Origin of the sequence: Providencia heimbachae ATCC 35613, assembly GCF_001655055.1 — a bacterium.
Classification (GTDB): Bacteria; Pseudomonadota; Gammaproteobacteria; order Enterobacterales; family Enterobacteriaceae; genus Providencia; species Providencia heimbachae.
This window is the reverse complement of sequence record NZ_LXEW01000024.1, coordinates 21,627-37,343: the sequence shown is the minus strand read 5'-3', so window position 1 is coordinate 37,343 and position 15,717 is coordinate 21,627. Positions and strand designations below refer to the sequence as shown.

The 15,717-nt window shown below is 35.4% G+C and carries 15 protein-coding genes; 9 read left to right on the top strand and 6 right to left on the bottom strand.

Annotated elements, in window-relative coordinates; translation table 11 throughout:
- Positions 1 to 2: 2 nt before the first annotated feature.
- The 5 genes from M998_RS08100 to M998_RS08080 all read right to left on the bottom strand — a co-directional run bounded on the left by M998_RS08100 (position 3) and on the right by M998_RS08080 (position 4,875).
- Positions 3 to 806, bottom strand: a complete 804-nt coding sequence (locus M998_RS08100) for an MBL fold metallo-hydrolase (RefSeq protein WP_068908354.1) — start codon at positions 804 to 806, stop codon at positions 3 to 5.
- Positions 800 to 1,807, bottom strand: coding sequence for an NAD-dependent epimerase/dehydratase family protein (locus M998_RS08095; protein WP_068440285.1), 1,008 nt, complete (start codon positions 1,805 to 1,807; stop codon positions 800 to 802). The genes M998_RS08100 and M998_RS08095 overlap by 7 nt, the downstream gene beginning before the upstream one ends.
- On the bottom strand, positions 1,804 to 2,802 hold the full coding sequence (locus M998_RS08090; RefSeq protein WP_068908352.1) for a 3-oxoacyl-[acyl-carrier-protein] synthase III C-terminal domain-containing protein: 999 nt from the start codon (positions 2,800 to 2,802) through the stop codon (positions 1,804 to 1,806). Before M998_RS08090 ends, M998_RS08095 begins: the two co-directional genes overlap by 4 nt.
- Before the next feature lie 78 nt (positions 2,803 to 2,880).
- The gene (locus M998_RS08085; protein WP_068908351.1) at positions 2,881 to 3,786 is read right to left on the bottom strand and encodes a LysR family transcriptional regulator; all 906 of its coding nucleotides are present in this window, start codon (positions 3,784 to 3,786) and stop codon (positions 2,881 to 2,883) included.
- Positions 3,787 to 3,882: 96 nt separating this feature from the next.
- On the bottom strand, positions 3,883 to 4,875 hold the full coding sequence (locus tag M998_RS08080; protein WP_068908349.1) for a nitrilase family protein: 993 nt from the start codon (positions 4,873 to 4,875) through the stop codon (positions 3,883 to 3,885).
- A gap of 1,153 nt (positions 4,876 to 6,028) precedes the next feature.
- Between M998_RS08080 and M998_RS08075 the strand changes: the two genes are divergently transcribed.
- The 9 genes from M998_RS08075 (at position 6,029) to M998_RS08035 (ending at position 13,420) form a co-directional block, all read left to right on the top strand.
- Positions 6,029 to 6,265, top strand: a complete 237-nt coding sequence (locus M998_RS08075) for a helix-turn-helix domain-containing protein (RefSeq protein ID WP_068440296.1) — start codon at positions 6,029 to 6,031, stop codon at positions 6,263 to 6,265.
- A 296-nt stretch (positions 6,266 to 6,561) separates the two neighbouring features.
- Entirely contained in the window at positions 6,562 to 7,104 is a 543-nt protein-coding gene (locus M998_RS08070) for a fimbrial protein (RefSeq protein ID WP_068440299.1), read from the top strand.
- 58 nt (positions 7,105 to 7,162) lie between these two features.
- On the top strand, positions 7,163 to 7,711 hold the full coding sequence (locus M998_RS08065) for a fimbrial protein (protein WP_068440302.1): 549 nt from the start codon (positions 7,163 to 7,165) through the stop codon (positions 7,709 to 7,711).
- A 14-nt stretch (positions 7,712 to 7,725) separates the two neighbouring features.
- Positions 7,726 to 10,200, top strand: coding sequence for a fimbria/pilus outer membrane usher protein (locus M998_RS08060; protein WP_068908348.1), 2,475 nt, complete (start codon positions 7,726 to 7,728; stop codon positions 10,198 to 10,200).
- Positions 10,201 to 10,209: 9 nt separating this feature from the next.
- Complete coding sequence (locus M998_RS08055; RefSeq protein WP_068908346.1) at positions 10,210 to 10,914, top strand: fimbrial biogenesis chaperone; 705 nt, start codon at positions 10,210 to 10,212, stop codon at positions 10,912 to 10,914.
- Positions 10,915 to 10,937: 23 nt separating this feature from the next.
- The gene (locus M998_RS08050) at positions 10,938 to 11,348 is read left to right on the top strand and encodes a hypothetical protein (RefSeq protein ID WP_068908344.1); all 411 of its coding nucleotides are present in this window, start codon (positions 10,938 to 10,940) and stop codon (positions 11,346 to 11,348) included.
- Positions 11,341 to 11,844 carry a fimbrial protein gene (locus M998_RS08045; protein ID WP_068908342.1) on the top strand — a complete coding sequence of 168 codons (504 nt, stop codon included), beginning with the start codon at positions 11,341 to 11,343 and terminating at the stop codon, positions 11,842 to 11,844. Before M998_RS08050 ends, M998_RS08045 begins: the two co-directional genes overlap by 8 nt.
- Positions 11,845 to 11,856: 12 nt before the next feature.
- Positions 11,857 to 12,393, top strand: coding sequence for a fimbrial protein (locus tag M998_RS08040; protein WP_231906700.1), 537 nt, complete (start codon positions 11,857 to 11,859; stop codon positions 12,391 to 12,393).
- Positions 12,394 to 12,412: 19 nt separating this feature from the next.
- A complete protein-coding gene (locus tag M998_RS08035) occupies positions 12,413 to 13,420 on the top strand; it encodes an MrpH family fimbial adhesin (protein ID WP_068440317.1) in 1,008 nt (335 codons plus the stop codon).
- 115 nt (positions 13,421 to 13,535) lie between these two features.
- Here the strand turns inward: M998_RS08035 and M998_RS08030 are convergent, their stop codons facing one another.
- Entirely contained in the window at positions 13,536 to 15,182 is a 1,647-nt protein-coding gene (locus M998_RS08030) for a fumarate hydratase (protein ID WP_068440320.1), read from the bottom strand.
- Between the last annotated feature and the right edge of the window lie 535 nt (positions 15,183 to 15,717).

Below are 15,717 nucleotides of genomic sequence, written 5' to 3'. Positions count from 1 at the left end.
GATCACACCAGATCCCCTTCATGGCATAACTGAATTTCAATGTTTTGTTTATCAATCTGATGAAGCTTATTAAGGGTTTGATAATAAGCCTGCTTATCATCCATGATGATGTTGGCAATTGCCATTGGTCCGCGTAACTCACGGTAATTAGTCGGAGACCATGCTGCATCCCCCGCTAATAAAATCCAGCCTTTATTGGTTAAAACACACAGGCCGATATGGCCTGCAGCATGTCCTGGAAGCGGGACAACCAATAAGGTTTTTTGTGAATTAACGGCATAGCCATTACCTAAAACCTGTAGCTCAGCAGGTAAACTTGTTTGCTCGAAACCTTCATAGAAAACCGTTCGTTGTTCAAAATCGTCAGGAATTAATCCCCGCACAAAGGCATTTTTTAAAGCGGAAAAGCCTGTTAATCCACGCGTTTTAGCCCAACCATCACCAGAGCAAATAATCGGCACATCAGGGAAATCACGTAATCCGGCGATATGATCACCATGAAAGTGAGAGAGAATAATGCCGTTAATATCAGCAGGTTTAATGCCATCGTTAGCCAGCTGATTGACTAACGCGTCTTTACTTTCAAAGTAAACTGGCGTAACTGAACGGTATAAGCGCATGATGCCACGGCGAGTATGGTCATAAAAATGGTTTGCATAGCCAGTATCAAATAACCAGCGCTGTCCTTCATCTTCAATCAACCAAGCTCTTGCCGGGAATTTACATGCCTTAAAACTGGCGCCTTTTAGTGCCACACAGCCTGGATGGGTACAGTAACCTACTTCAAACTGATGAATGGTTAACATGCGCTCTCCTGTTGTTTCAGCCATTGGGCAGTTAAATGAATCGCTTGTTCCATATTATAGATAGGATAGTAACCCAACTCTTGTTGTGCTTTTTGATTATCAAGGGTCATGGTGAAATAAGCGGCACCTAAACTATAGCGCGTCAGCAACGGTTCTTTACCGGTTAAGTATGCAATTCCTTCCATCATGGCTGCCACCGAATACAGCACAGGGTAAGGCGCTGATCGAATTTGGTAATTCATCCCTAATTGATTAAAAAGTTGTTGTAGCGTTTGTTTTAACGGGAGAGGTTGCTGATTGGTAATATTATAAACAGCACCGCTGGTTAAATTTTCTTTTGTTGTCGCCAGTTGCATACTATGAACAACATTTCCCACATAGGTCAGGTCAAAGGTATTTTGTCCTCCAGCGGGAAGAACTAATTTACCCTGACGAGATTTAATTTGTGCGAGTAAACGTGGCAGTAACACGCGATCATGGGGGCCAAATAACCCACGAGGGCGCAAAATAATATATTGAGTCAATGGGTAGCGGGTAACGGCTTGTTCAATCGCTATTTCCGCTAAATACTTTGTTCGCGCATATTGATTGGCAAACCGCCGGTTTATGGTCGATTCAACAATATTTTGCTGGTGGGTAAAATTAAAATAAATCGCCGGGGTAGAGATATGAACAAAACGTGAAATTTGTAATTCACCGGCAGCATCGGCAAGGGTTTTCGTTGCATGGTGATTAATATTTTCAAAATCTTGGCGTTTTCCCCAAGGGGATGACAGCGCAGCGCAGTGCCAAACAGCATCACACCCGCTCATCATTTTTTTTGCATCAGCAAGGGATAAATCAGCAAGCTCAATGGCGTAAAATTTAGCGCCTAATTGAGTCAGTATTTCCCCTTCAATTTTATTACGGCCACAAGCGACGACTTGAATACCTTGCGGTAAAAGGTAATTTACTGCATTACGTCCAAGCCCACTGGTTGCGCCTGTCACCAATACCTTCATGGAATAAGTACCATGGCACACAGTGCAAGACCCGCCGCCGTACCGATGAGCATCACGTTCGGTTTTTCATAAAAACGACCACTGATGATGGCTTCATGTAAAGCCGTAGGGATTGATGCAGCGACTTGGTTACCGTGATATCGATAGATATCAATAAGCTGTTCAGTACTGACCCCGACACGTTGACGCATATGCTCAAGGGAGAGATGACTGGCCTGATGAGGCACAACGGTACCAATTTGGTTAAGCTGTAGGCCTGATTCGTCAAAGACTCTCTTCATAAAGTCTTCAATAAGCGATGAAGCCAGACGAAATAGTTTTTTACCTTGCATATGGAAGAGGAAATCATCATCAGTCATGCCTGAGCGAGGGTTTCGTCTTGTTCCACCAGCACGGATTTCACAAAAATCAAGACCTTTAGAATGCGTGGTATGGGTATATGACACAATACCGCTTTTCCCATCACCTTTTTCGACAATCACGCAAGCCGCGCCATCACCAAAAATGAGGGAAGATTCTTTATCGTTCCAATCAATACCGCGCGAAGCTAAGTCCGCTGAAACAATCGCGATCCTTTGATATTGGCTTGTAGCAAGTAACCCAGCGGCAACTTGTAGTGCCGTAATAAAGCTAATACAACTCGCATTAACATCAAAACAAGCAATCCCTTCACTTAAGTTCGATTCAGCAAGAATATGTGCGGCAGAGCAAGGCAAGGCTTGCACAGGAATAGCGGATGCATTAATCAGCATATCGATACTTTGTGCTGCGAGCTGTTTTGATGCTAGGGCTTGATGGATAGCATCAGCCGCAAGTTTTGCTTGGGAATCATGGTTATTTGCGTGAAAACGATATTCAATCCCTGAATGTTTTTCGACGAACCCTTTGGTTTTATTTAATTTTTCATCCAACATAGATGAATAAATTTTATTTTCAGGCAGTGCAATTCCTGAAGCGATAATTTTTAACGGTGCAATTGACCTGTTCTCGGACATGTGTGGCTTAGCCTATCTAACATAGATGGTCACAATAAATATCAGAGATCTACGGGTTAATATATAGGAATAGAGAAGTTATTCATTTTCTCTATCCTTCGCAAAATGTTGTTGGGTTTCTTGTATTAATTTAGGGATGAGTTTTTGCCATTCTTGCGGTAATGATGCCAGCCAAATGACATCGATATGCCACATAGCCTCTGGAATATTATTGATAGGGATAAACGTCACATCTTCTCGACTAATAAGTCGTGCACTATAAGGAACAAGGCTGATGCCAACACCGGCAGCAACAAGGGCAATTAATGTTTGTATATCATTAGCTTCTTGAGCCGGCTTTACAGAGATATTCATTTGGTTTAATAGGCGATTAATCTGCTCATTAAGGCCAGGGCCTCTTTCTTTACGTAAAAATAATAGCGGATTTTGTGTTAAATAATCGGCGATGGTGTGATTTTTTATCTCTTTGGTGGCGACAGCTAATGCGAGTACTTCTGAGGTTAATGCTTTAGAGATAAGATTGGATGGGAGTTGTTGATTAGACCTACGGATAAATGCAATGTCTAGTTGGCAAAGGTTGAGTTTTTTTTCCATCTCTGATGATGGCATATCATCAAGAGAAATATTAATTTTTTCAAGTTGTTGACGTAGTTGAGCAACGAAAAAGGAAGCTTCATGGAAGGTTGAAATTCCAAAACCGACACTTAATGATTGAGGTAATTGCTCACTGAGCTCGGAAGCATAACTTAGAAAGCCGGTTGTTTGAGTTAAAAGCTGTGTTGCTTTTGGCAGTAATAATTGCCCCTTAGTCGTTAATTTCGCCCCGTGCCTGCCGCGTTCAAAAAGTGTTAAATTAAGCTGTTTTTCTAGTTGCTTAATTTGTTTTGTGAGTGCTGGCTGAGTGATAAACAGACGCAATGAGGCCTCATGGTAATTCTCTGTTTCTGCCAATGTAATAAAAGCACGGAGTAACCGAGTATCCATTATCGCCTCATTATTCAGTTAACTATAAAAGACAGTTCAATGACTGATAATCTTTCATTATAGGTGATAGGTCGATTGAATCTAGATTTTCTTGTTTTATCTTTTTTGTGTGATATTGACGGCTTGTGTTGCGAAACGGACACTACGGGCATCTCTCTCATAACCCATAGTCTGAGTCAATATTCGGTATAATTCAGGTCGCCTACCGGTAAGCCATCGGCGGCCTGTAGACATGGGAAGCAGGTCTAAATCAAGATTAGCAATGACCATGTCATCTTCAATTGCATTACTTTCTGCAATAATTCGGCCGTAAGGGTCAATAACCATCGCATTCCCTGTCCGAATTTCATCGTCATCAAGGCCGACGCCATTACTGAATAGGTAAAATACACCGTTATCATGGGCTCGAGAAGGTAACCAGCGTAATAACCAGCCTCGACCATGTTCCCCTTGAAATGCCGCCCGTAAGCTCTCGGGATCTTTATGCCTATTTTCCCATAAAGAAAGGGGGAGAGGTTTCATGCTGTGTGGGCTACTAGAACGTGTTCCCCCTGTTTGGTGTGGCGCTAAAATAATATCAGCCCCTAATAATGCATTGGCTCGAGGATTTTCAACTAAATTATTATCCCAGCAAATAAGGATCCCCATTTTAACGCCCCACGGGGTATCAAATACCGTATATTCATCACCACTGCATATGGATTGATGTTCAAACGCATGGAGTTTACGGTGCGCATGGAACTGCCCACTAGGCATGCAAGCAACCCAAGTATTGTAGCATTTACCATCAAGGCCTTTTTCGATAAGCCCAACGCCAATAAGCATATTTAGTTCTATAGCTCGTTGCCGTATAAGTGCCAATGAGGGGCTGTCATGCAATGTTTCACTGAGTAGATAGACTTGCTCATCAGGTAGCTTAGGGACATGCCAGTAACCGGTAATACACATTTCAGGTAGGACTAATACTTGAATGTTTTGCTGTGCCGCTTTGTCTATAAAGTGATGAATTTGCTTAAGATTATATTCTTTGTCCCCAGGCTTATGCTGAAATTGGACGGTTGCAACACGAAGTGAATGCGAAGTTTTCATGGGTTCTCCTTTGGTATTAAAGAGATAACAACATGAAATTTTTATTAAATATAATGAGTAATTTTCCACTTCAATAACTTATGGTTATCAAATGTGAGTATTTATTGGGCTGAAACTAGATCTATTTATATAGAGCGAACTCTATATAAATAGTGCTCCATAAAAGATAGTCTTATAAAGTACCTTTTGAAATAAGACATAAATCCTTCTGAATATAAAGATTTTTTGTTATGACTTTGTTTCATTATTTATCATTTAAGATAATTGCAATGACGAATAATCATGGTTTTATCTAATTAGGTGTGTTTATGTCTTTTTTAATGCATCTATAATTTGTAACTAATTGTTTTTAATGTTTTATAATTAATATTAAATATTATTTTGTTACATTTTGTATTAAATATAAGCTATTGAAAAATAATATAAATCTAAATTATTTTTAGTTTTGAAAAACATTAAAACTTAACTATATAGGTGATTTGATATTTTTTGTTCTCTTAGTGCATGTAATTTATAGTTTTTATCTTCATTAAACAATTTTTTTAAGGTATGTCAAAATTTTTTATATTTCGTACTCCTAATTGGAGTATTGCACATCTTCTTTATATTGTTTTCTAAAAACTAATGCCAACAAAAAAACAATTTTTAATGGTAAAATTAAAATAATATAAAAATTTAGATTTAATCTATATATTATAACTTGATTTCTGATAATTTATATACAAATCAAAGGGAAAGATGTTTCATTGCTGCATTTACTCGTTTTATGAGTTTTAGTTTGTGTTTAGGTCATTTTTAAGTGTTACCACTTAGAGTTGTTTGTTTTCTAATTCTTTGTAAATCAAATGGATAATGGAGTTTTCACTTCAGCTCAGGTATTGGGATAACTAGAAAATTGCGAGTAAACTAAATTATTATAGTGCATTTTTATGAATATCCATTTTTTGATAGGTATTACTTAACTTAATCTAAGGGATCATTAGTTATAAACAGTTTTACTTTTAAATATTGGAATCTATAATTAACCTAAATTTAAACAGCAATAAAAAATAATTAAATAATTAATTAAATAGATATAAGATTTACAATAAATATTTATGTTGTGCAGTATAATTAAATTATATTCCTTTAAATTTACCTTAGGTTATCGTAAATGTTAAATGTAAACCAAATAGTAGGAAGTGAAATAAGAAAAAGAAGAAAGCGTTTAGGGCTTTCTGGTATGGAGCTGGCTAATCTTATAGGTGTAAGTCAGCAACAAATTTCACGCTATGAAAGAGGAGAGTGTAATATAAACCTCGAAAATTTACATGTACTTGCTGATGCTCTTAATACTGACATGATAAGTTTCTTTAAAGATGATATTTTTGAAAGTAAAGATAAATATTGAAATTTAAAAAATGAAAAGGATGTAATTTAAGTCTAATAACTAAAGTAGTTATTTACAGGTCTTGTTCCATCTATAATTAATGCAGTTATTGATTTTTTATTGCATTTAATTCTGTTTTTTGTTTTTTATTATTGTCATATTGTTTTTTAAATTAATTTAACCCATTAATTATATCTTAATTAATTTGAGACTATTTTTATGATAGCTCAAATTAATACAGATAAGATTATTTGTATTGTAAAATTATTATTTATTGGCCCATTTTTAAAATAAAAAATTATTGAAAGGATATTTTTATGAAATTGAATAAATGCATGAGTGTTCTCGGTGCTGCTCTTTTAGCAACTTCTTTTGCTTCACTTGCAGATGTAAACGTAGGAACCGTTACTTTTAAAGGTGAAGTTCGCGATACTCCATGTAACTTAGATGCAGGTCAAGGCGGCACTGCAACAGTTGTTGATTTTGGTCAATTATCTTTAAGCCAATTGAACGATGGTGATTCTAAATATAAGAATTTTGATCTGAACTTAAAAGGTTGCCAATTAACTTCTGTTGATAATAGCGATCCAGCAAACCCAGTAACTGTAACAAAAACAGCGTCAATTACTTTTGATGGCGTTAATAAAGTTGCAGGTCAAAATTTATTAGCTACTACAGGTAGCGCGGCTAACGTAGCTGTTGGTATCCAAAATATAACGTTCGGTACTGCATCTCCATTGAATCTTCGTGATGGTGACAATACTCTAACTTATTCTGCTTTTGTTAAAAAAGCTGGCGCAGCTGCTGTGACTGCTGGTGATTTTACGACTATTTCTACTTTCGAAATATCATACCAGTAGTTTTTTTATATGCTCCTTCCTTATGAAGAAGCATATAACCTAATAAAAAGCTAATACTATGAAAAATTTGTTAATTATTGCTATTTTGCTATCAAAAATTGCTCTCACACAGGCTTTTTCTGAGCCATCAATGTCATGGGGACAGGCGACAGTAAAAGGTGAAATATTAGCATCAGGCTGCTCCATTCAATTAACGAGTAAAGATCAAATTATTGATTTTGGTGAGCACTCATTAGGTAGAATAGAAGATAATAAAATAATAAAAGCATTCAAAATTTTTTTAAAAGACTGTCAATTATCAAATTCTTATTTTGATGATAATAAATCACCAATAAGAATAAAATTTTCAGGTGCTACAACAAATAATGCTAATGGATTTAAGTTCGATAACGCAGATGGTTTAGCTATATATATATCAAATGGAACTTCGGTTATTAAACCAAATATATATTATCCTATTTTTAACCTAAAAAGAACATCAGGAAAAACGAAATCAATCAATGAGCAACAATTGGATTTTATATCTGAAATTGTTGTTGATGATAGGGTCAAACCTCAAGTTGGAGAGTTTTCAAGTATCATTACTTTTGACATTGATTACTATTAATTTAATGAGTATTTATGATGTTAACAATAAAAGAAAAATTTACTATAATAATAGTTTCGATACTTTGTTATGCCAAGGTATCATATTCTGTAGAATTTAATACGGATATACTTGATAGTGATGATAAAACTAATATAGATGTATCAAGATTTAAAAATCCAAATTTTATTTTACCAGGAAACTATTTTTTTAATATCATAATTAATAATACTCAACTAACACAATCTCCTTCACCGATAGAAATCTTAGAGGAAGGTCCTGAGCCCTCTGCTAGTAATGTATGTATTGATAAATCATATATTAATAGTTTAGGTTTAAAAGAAAAGTATATCAGCGAAATTTTATACTGGAACAATAACCAATGTATTGATTTTTCAAAGTTAGAAGGTGTGAGTGTTGTTCCTAATTTATCAGAAGGTACAGTTACTTTAAATATACCACAAGTTTATTTAGAATATATGGATGTCAATTGGTTACCTAAGACACTTTGGGATGAAGGTATTGGCGGTTTATTAATCGATTATAATGCTAATTATCAATATAGTGATCAAGATAGTATAAAAAATCAGATTGCATCTGTCAGTGGATACCTTGGAGCCAATATTAATAGTTGGCGTTTACGTGCAGAGTATTATGGTAATTATCAGAAACAGCAATCTAACGGTGAAACCTCTATAATCCGTAATTTTTTAATTAACTCAATTTATGCATATAGAAATATAAAAAAATTAGATGCAAAATTGGTTATTGGTGAGAGTACAACGCCCTCGCAAATATTAGAACCCATTAAATTTACAGGGCTATCATTATTTACTAATGATTCAATGTTACCGCCTAGATTACGTGGATATGCACCTGAAATTACAGGAATTGCAAAAACAAATGCACGTGTTGTAGTGACACAATTAGGTCGTGTTTTATATGACGGAAATGTACCATCAGGCCCATTTAAAATACAATCTTTAAATAGTGGGACTCGTGGTGAATTACATGTAAAAGTCATTGAGCAAGATGGTACTGAGCAAGAATTTACGGTTAATAGTTCAAATGTTCCTTATTTGACTCGGCCTGGATTTACGCGTTTTAATGCTTCTGTTGGGCAACCGATTAAGAATGATCATTCTGTATATGGTGGCGTCTTTTTCTTTAGGGGAGAAGCGGCTCACGGTTTGAATAACGATTGGTCAATAAATGCTGCGAGTGATATTAGCCAAGGCTATCAGCAAGTCTCTCTTGGTATCGGACGCTTTATGAACCGCTTCGGCGCTTTATCGGTTAATATCACCCGCTCTTTTGCTCAGTTAGACAATGATAGTCCATCAGGTAATTCATATAGTATAAATTATTCAAAAACTTTTGATGAATATGATATGGATTTAACCTTTGCAGGATATCGCTTTACGGATAAAAAATACTTAACGATGTCCCAATATTTAGATTTAAGGGACTATAAGACTATTGATAATGAAAAAGAACGTTATCAAATTAGCCTTTCTAAGCGCTTAGGTGAATACAGTGTAAATTTGAATTATCAATTACAACAATATTGGGATAGAGGGCAAACACACCAATATGGTTTGAACGTTGGGAAAAGTATTAATATCCCATATTTAAATTTACAGGGTGGGAGTTTAACACTTTCGGCTAATAGAAGTTATTACCAAGGAAAGTATGACGATCAAATTAGTTTAATGTTATCGGTTCCATTTGGTAAGCAGTTTTATACTTTTGATACGCTAAAATATAATGATACTTATAATAGCCGAGTATCTGTATCAAGTTTAACAGAAGACAATGATTATTATAATTTAAGCGCATCAACAAGTTACGGAAAAGGTGAGAAAACGCAGAGCACCCTTGCTGGTATGTATGATTTACCAACACGTTATGCTTCTATTAATAGTAATATTTCTATTTCTGATAGAGGTGATACAAGTTTAGGAATGGGGCTGAATGGTGGGGTAACACTAACTCAGCATGGCGTAGCTTTGCATAGTTCCTCATATTCATCAGCAGCTCGCTTAGTGATTGATACAAACAATGTTGAAGGTGTTCCGTTAAATAATGGAACAACGGTGACTAATAGGTACGGTATTGGCGTTATTCCAAATTTAACAAGTTACTATAAAAATAATTATAACGTTGATATGAGTAAGCTCCCTAATAATATTGAATCATCAAATAACATTTATGATATAGCTTTAACAGAAGGTGCTATTGGATATAGAAAAATTAGTGCTGATAAAGGATTTAAATTATTCGCGATTATAAAAATGGCTGATAATTCAGATTCGCCTCCATTTGGTGCTCAAGTATTAAATGAAAAAGGAAGAGAAGTCGGGATAGTCAGTGACAATGGATTAGTCTGGTTAACCGCTGTTCAATCGGAAGAACAATTAAATATTAATTGGTCTAATAAAATCCAGTGTAGCACTACATTACCTGTTTTGGATGGTGCTACCCAGATTATCTTAATTTGTGAAAAATAGAGAGTTATTATGAAATATAAATTATTATTGGTTTCCTTATTATTTGTAGCACAAAACAGCATAGCAGCAGTATCTTTGGATAGAACGAGAGCGATTGTTGAAGGGAGTTCAAATCCTGTCGTTATTAATATTGAAAATCAAAGTGATACATTGCCTTATTTGGCTCAAGCTTGGATTGATGATAAAAATGGCAATAAATTAACAACAGAACCACTAATCGCAACACCATTAGTACAGCGACTTGAGCCAAAAATAAAAAGCATGATTAGAATATCGACAACGGATATATCTAAATTACCTACTGACCGAGAATCTATTTATTATTTTAATTTAAGAGAGATCCCACCGAAAAGTGATAAACCGAATGTTATGCAAGTGGCATTACAATCTAGGATTAAATTATTTTATCGACCAGATTCTATCTTAGATAAATCTAAGACTAATTGGGCATTAGATTTAGAGTTAGAGGTTAAAAATAATGGATATATCATTAAGAATACATCACCATTTTATTTGACAGTTATAGGTTTGGCTGGCGATCAGAATAAGTCTGAAAATGGTGCTTTTGATGCGGTGATGATTGAACCATTTAGTTCACATGAAATAAAAACAGCACACTTCAAAAAACCATATTTAACCTATATCAATGATTATGGTGGAAGGCCAACAATTTCATTTAGTTGTAATGCCTCTTTATGTAAAGCGGACAAGTAGTTACTAAAAATAACGAGGGTACGATGAAATATTTTTCTTTCTTGTTCTTTATATTATTGTTTCCGCTGAGTGGGTTGTCAGCAGAATATGAAGAGAATCATTATTTTCCATTACATGATGCAACCTCAGCAAACAAAATGAAAGAACTTAGTGGGAAAATAAATTTCAAAATAGGGATTATGTATTCACCTTGTATTATTTCATCGGAAGAATACATTTTCCCTTCAATGGTTATTAAACTGAATCAGTGCCTAGTTAACACTAACGATATGAAAATTCCATTACAGGCGAAGATTAAATTAATTTATAGTGACAAACGTTATCTAAGCGGATTAAAAATGGATTATAAATTAACCTCTGGAAGCAATGATATATATATTCCACAGAGTAAGTTTAAAGGAAATTCACTTGTTATGGAGTTAGAATATGATTAAATTTGTGTTTCCATTCATATTGAGTATCTTTGTAATGATACCTGCATACTCCGCTGATTTACTTGTAAATTTCAATGGTAATTTAGTTGATAAAAAATGTGATATTAAACGGTCTGATATTACAGTTCAATTTATACCATATTCATTGGGTTATATTGAAGTTAGTGGGAATATATCGGATAAGCAACTGTTTAAAGTTGAGTTTGATAATTGTACACCAACACTTTTAAATAAAATGATATCTATATCATTGAATTCAACTAATGTTTATAAAAAAAATAACATTGATTATTTAAACACACAGGGCGGAACGGGTCTTATTGTTGGTCTAGAGAATACCCATGGGGAATTGGTTTCATTTAATAAACCACTGGAAGTTCAGGTAGAAAGTGATAATACAGCAGTTTTAGCATTAAATGCTTATTTAACAAAAGGTGATTTTGCCAGACCTGGGTCTCTGTATGGAACTGCAAGTATTATTGTTAACTACAATTAATAAGAGAGGTTTGTGGTGGTATTAATAAAGAATATGCTCTTGTTATTGTTGTGTGTTTCATTTTCTAGTCTTTCTGCCGATATTAATAATGGACGTGCAGATGTTAAGGTTAATATTACAGCAACAATAGTAGCTCCAGTCTGTAATCTGGTCGGACAAAATAATGAAACAACACTATTTGTTAATTTTAATAATGTTGATTTTTCTCAGGTTGAATCTGGTAGCGCATACAATGATATTCTCATAAAATATAGTTGTGAAGGAAACCAAGTTCCCGCAAATAAAGTTATGAATCTATATTTATATCCAACAAAATATGGGACTTATACTCAATTAGGCAGTAATGTATTAAATACTTCTATGAGAGGATTAGGGATATCATTAAAAAAAGATAATATAAATCTCGATTTAAATAAATGGATTCCATTTGGGTCGAATGACATTCGAGGAACATTCATTCTTCGAGCCACATTAATCACACCTGATAAGTCACTTCTTAGTGAAGGTAATTTTGACAGTTCAGTGGCGATCTTAATGAGCTATCTATAATTTTTATTAAGGCACTGTTATGAAAAAAGTTTTATGTCTATTACCTGTATTATTATTTTCAGAATTAAGTAATGCCTATAACCCGAATGACTGGAGTGTTATGGGCTATCAAAATACGCAATTTAGCGGTAACACAACTTGGACGGGAGCTAACTTTAACGGTGTTAATTTAACATTAACTGCACAGTTAGGGAGTTCAGGCGGATTAATGACAGAGTATGCTTGGGGATCCAGTACTTGTGGTGGTTCTGGTGGGACTAGAGGTTCGACAAATAGCCAATATATTATTGTTCCTAATACAGTAGATTATATAGACCCACAGACGCGTCAGCGTTATCAGTTTGAATTGTACCTACCTTCAGGGCAAACATTAAATACTGCGGATTTTCCCAATTCTCAATATGCGAAAATAAGTACAAGCACAAATGTTGGTGGAGCGAGTTGTAATTCAACGCCTTATCGACCACAAGCTTTTGGTGGCAGTATTCCTATTACCTTAATTAGTCGAACCAATTTACCTATTAGAAATGTACCTCATGTTATTGATGCCTATACCACATTATTTGGCGTTCGAAATCCTGATTGGGCTGGAACTAATGTTTGGATGCCGCAGCTTGGGAAAATTAGCCCTAAAAATTCAAGTCGATTAACATTTTATGTTACAGTGACTAATACCTGTAGCGTGAATACGAATGAATTAAACTTTAATTTTGGTGCATTGCCTATGTCTGTTGCGGATACTGCATCAAAAAGCTTAAGTATGAATGTAAGTTGTGTTTCTCCGGGTAACATTAAAGTCACTTACCAACCCTCTAATGCCTATGATGCAGCAAATCCTACTCGTACAGATTTGGGACTAGGATGGTATGGTGAACTCGCCATGAATGGAAGTAAGCGCACAACAATGACATTTAATAATATGACGAGTCAAAATGTCCAAATTGATGTGAATTTAGGTAAGAAAGTCGCTAACCCTTCAGCTGGTAATATTAATGGTGGTGGTGTACTTGTTTTTGAATATATCTAATTTTTAATTAAGTTGAGTTATTCGTGCTTATAAAAATCAGATTCTGTCCAAATCACCCCAATAATTGGTTATCCAACGATTGGGGTGATTTTATTCTTTTTCTTTATTTTAGTTACTATTTAATACATTTCTTACAGCTTTCATCTTGGACTTGTTCAAAGAAATTATTGCCTTTGTCATCGACAAGAATAAAGGCGGGTAATCCTTCAACTTCCATTTTCCAAATCGCTTCCATGCCCAGCTCTGGATATTCCAAGCAATTGAGGCTTTTCACATATTCTTGCGCTAATATTGCCGCCGAACCGCCAATACTACCTAAATAGAAGCCACCATGCTTTTTACAGGCATCGGTGACTAATTGGGTGCGATTACCTTTAGCGAGCATGATCATGCTACCGCCATGGGACTGGAACAAGTCCACATAAGGATCCATTCGGTTGCCCGTTGTGGGCCCTAAAGAACCTGAAACCATATCTTCTGGTTTTTTCGCGGGTCCTGCGTAATAGACCATGTGATCTTTAAAATATTGCGGTAGATCCTCGCCTTTATCTAAGCGTTCTTTAAGCTTGGTATGGGCGATATCACGAGCGATGATCAGTGGGCCACTGAGGGAAACTCGTGTTGATACAGGGTGTTTACTCAACTCGGACAAAATGTCTTTCATTGGGCGATTGAGGTCAATATGAACCACTTTCCCTTCTGTTTGGTGACGCAGAGATTCAGGGATATATTGCGCTGGATTATGTTCCATTTTCTCCAACCATAATCCGTCCTTAGTGATTTTTGCTTTGATATTTCGGTCAGCAGAGCAAGAAATGGCTAAACCGATTGGGCAAGAGGCTCCATGGCGAGGTAAACGAATAACTCTGACATCGTGAGCAAAATATTTACCACCAAATTGAGCACCAAAACCAAGATGACGAGAAGCTTCTAGTAACTCATTTTCCAACTCGATATCACGAAAAGCACGACCGAATTCATTACCTGTGGTTGGCAGATTGTCATAGTATTTTGCAGAAGCCAATTTGGCTGTTTTCAGAGTTGTTTCCGCAGAAGTTCCGCCGATAACGAAGGCGATATGATAAGGCGGGCAAGCTGTTGTTCCCAAATTCTTCATTTTATCAATTAAGAAGTTTTTTAACTTGCCAGGGGTTAGTGTCGCTTTTGTTTCTTGATAAAGGGCTGATTTATTTGCGGAGCCGCCACCTTTATTGACTAGTAGAAAGTGGTATTCATCCCCCGTAGTTGCAAAAATGTCAAACTGTGCAGGCAGGTTCGTACCAGTATTAACTTCATTGAACATATCAAGCGGGGCATTTTGAGAAAAACGCAGGTTTTCGTGTTGGAAGACGTTATAAATCCCTCGAGAAAGATATTCTTCGTCATCGCAGCCCGTCCAAACTTGCTGGCCTTTTTTGCCAACTACAGCAACGGTTCCCGTATCTTGGCAGTTTGGTAAAACGCCTTTGGCTGAAATTTCAGCATTACGTAATAATTGCAATGCGACATATTTGTCGTTTTCGCTCGATTCTGGGTCATGCAATATAGCGGCAACTTGTTTTTGGTGAGCGGCTCTTAGAAAAAATTGGGATTCATAAATAGCATGCTCTGCAAGAAGCGTTAAAGCTTCAGGTTCAATTTTTAACATTTGCTTTCCAGCAAATTGCTCTACAGAAACATATTTATCAGAGACTTGGTAATATTCGGTTTTATCCTCAGATAACGGATAAGGTTCTTGATAGAAAAACTCTTTATTAGCCATTTTGTTCACTCACATATTAATTTCAGTGGAATATCCAAAAAATAATTGCCCGTAGGTTTATGTTTATTCTTAATCGATTTCAGTGCTTAGAAAAATTTATAGGTGTAATAATGAAGCAAAAATAAAATAATAAAGGGATGTAAAATTATCCCAAAATAGTTCGAATGATTGGTTTATGTGGCAATATTTACATAATACGCCATAGTCTTAAAATCATACCAATTTGGCTATTATATTCAAAGGGATGCATGGGATAATATGATATTGGTTAAACTTATAGGGATAAAAAGGGTTATGAAACAAAAAATTTGAGATAAATCACAAAATAATCGAGTGAATTGTGGTTCTGATTATTTGTTATAAATGTTATTTAACTACTTGTATTTTTATAGTTAATTATCATATTTATCGATGTGTATTTTCCTTGTTATGTTATTTTTGATTTATTCATTAACATGAGTTGATAATCAAAATAGAGTGTAATCAAAAGGTCAATTTTTCTATTTGAAAATCGCGTTGTATTAAATTAAATATT

Excerpts from the sequence above, each read along its gene's own strand:
- M998_RS08100 (WP_068908354.1), bottom strand. The coding sequence starts at position 806 with ATGTTAACCATTCATCAGTTTGAAGTAGGTTACTGTACCCATCCAGGC.
- M998_RS08095 (WP_068440285.1), bottom strand. The coding sequence starts at position 1,807 with ATGAAGGTATTGGTGACAGGCGCAACCAGTGGGCTTGGACGTAATGCA.
- M998_RS08090 (WP_068908352.1), bottom strand. The coding sequence starts at position 2,802 with ATGTCCGAGAACAGGTCAATTGCACCGTTAAAAATTATCGCTTCAGGA.
- M998_RS08085 (WP_068908351.1), bottom strand. The coding sequence starts at position 3,786 with ATGGATACTCGGTTACTCCGTGCTTTTATTACATTGGCAGAAACAGAG.
- M998_RS08080 (WP_068908349.1), bottom strand. The coding sequence starts at position 4,875 with ATGAAAACTTCGCATTCACTTCGTGTTGCAACCGTCCAATTTCAGCAT.
- M998_RS08075 (WP_068440296.1), top strand. The coding sequence starts at position 6,029 with ATGTTAAATGTAAACCAAATAGTAGGAAGTGAAATAAGAAAAAGAAGA.
- M998_RS08070 (WP_068440299.1), top strand. The coding sequence starts at position 6,562 with ATGAAATTGAATAAATGCATGAGTGTTCTCGGTGCTGCTCTTTTAGCA.
- M998_RS08065 (WP_068440302.1), top strand. The coding sequence starts at position 7,163 with ATGAAAAATTTGTTAATTATTGCTATTTTGCTATCAAAAATTGCTCTC.
- M998_RS08060 (WP_068908348.1), top strand. The coding sequence starts at position 7,726 with ATGATGTTAACAATAAAAGAAAAATTTACTATAATAATAGTTTCGATA.
- M998_RS08055 (WP_068908346.1), top strand. The coding sequence starts at position 10,210 with ATGAAATATAAATTATTATTGGTTTCCTTATTATTTGTAGCACAAAAC.
- M998_RS08050 (WP_068908344.1), top strand. The coding sequence starts at position 10,938 with ATGAAATATTTTTCTTTCTTGTTCTTTATATTATTGTTTCCGCTGAGT.
- M998_RS08045 (WP_068908342.1), top strand. The coding sequence starts at position 11,341 with ATGATTAAATTTGTGTTTCCATTCATATTGAGTATCTTTGTAATGATA.
- M998_RS08035 (WP_068440317.1), top strand. The coding sequence starts at position 12,413 with ATGAAAAAAGTTTTATGTCTATTACCTGTATTATTATTTTCAGAATTA.
- M998_RS08030 (WP_068440320.1), bottom strand. The coding sequence starts at position 15,182 with ATGGCTAATAAAGAGTTTTTCTATCAAGAACCTTATCCGTTATCTGAG.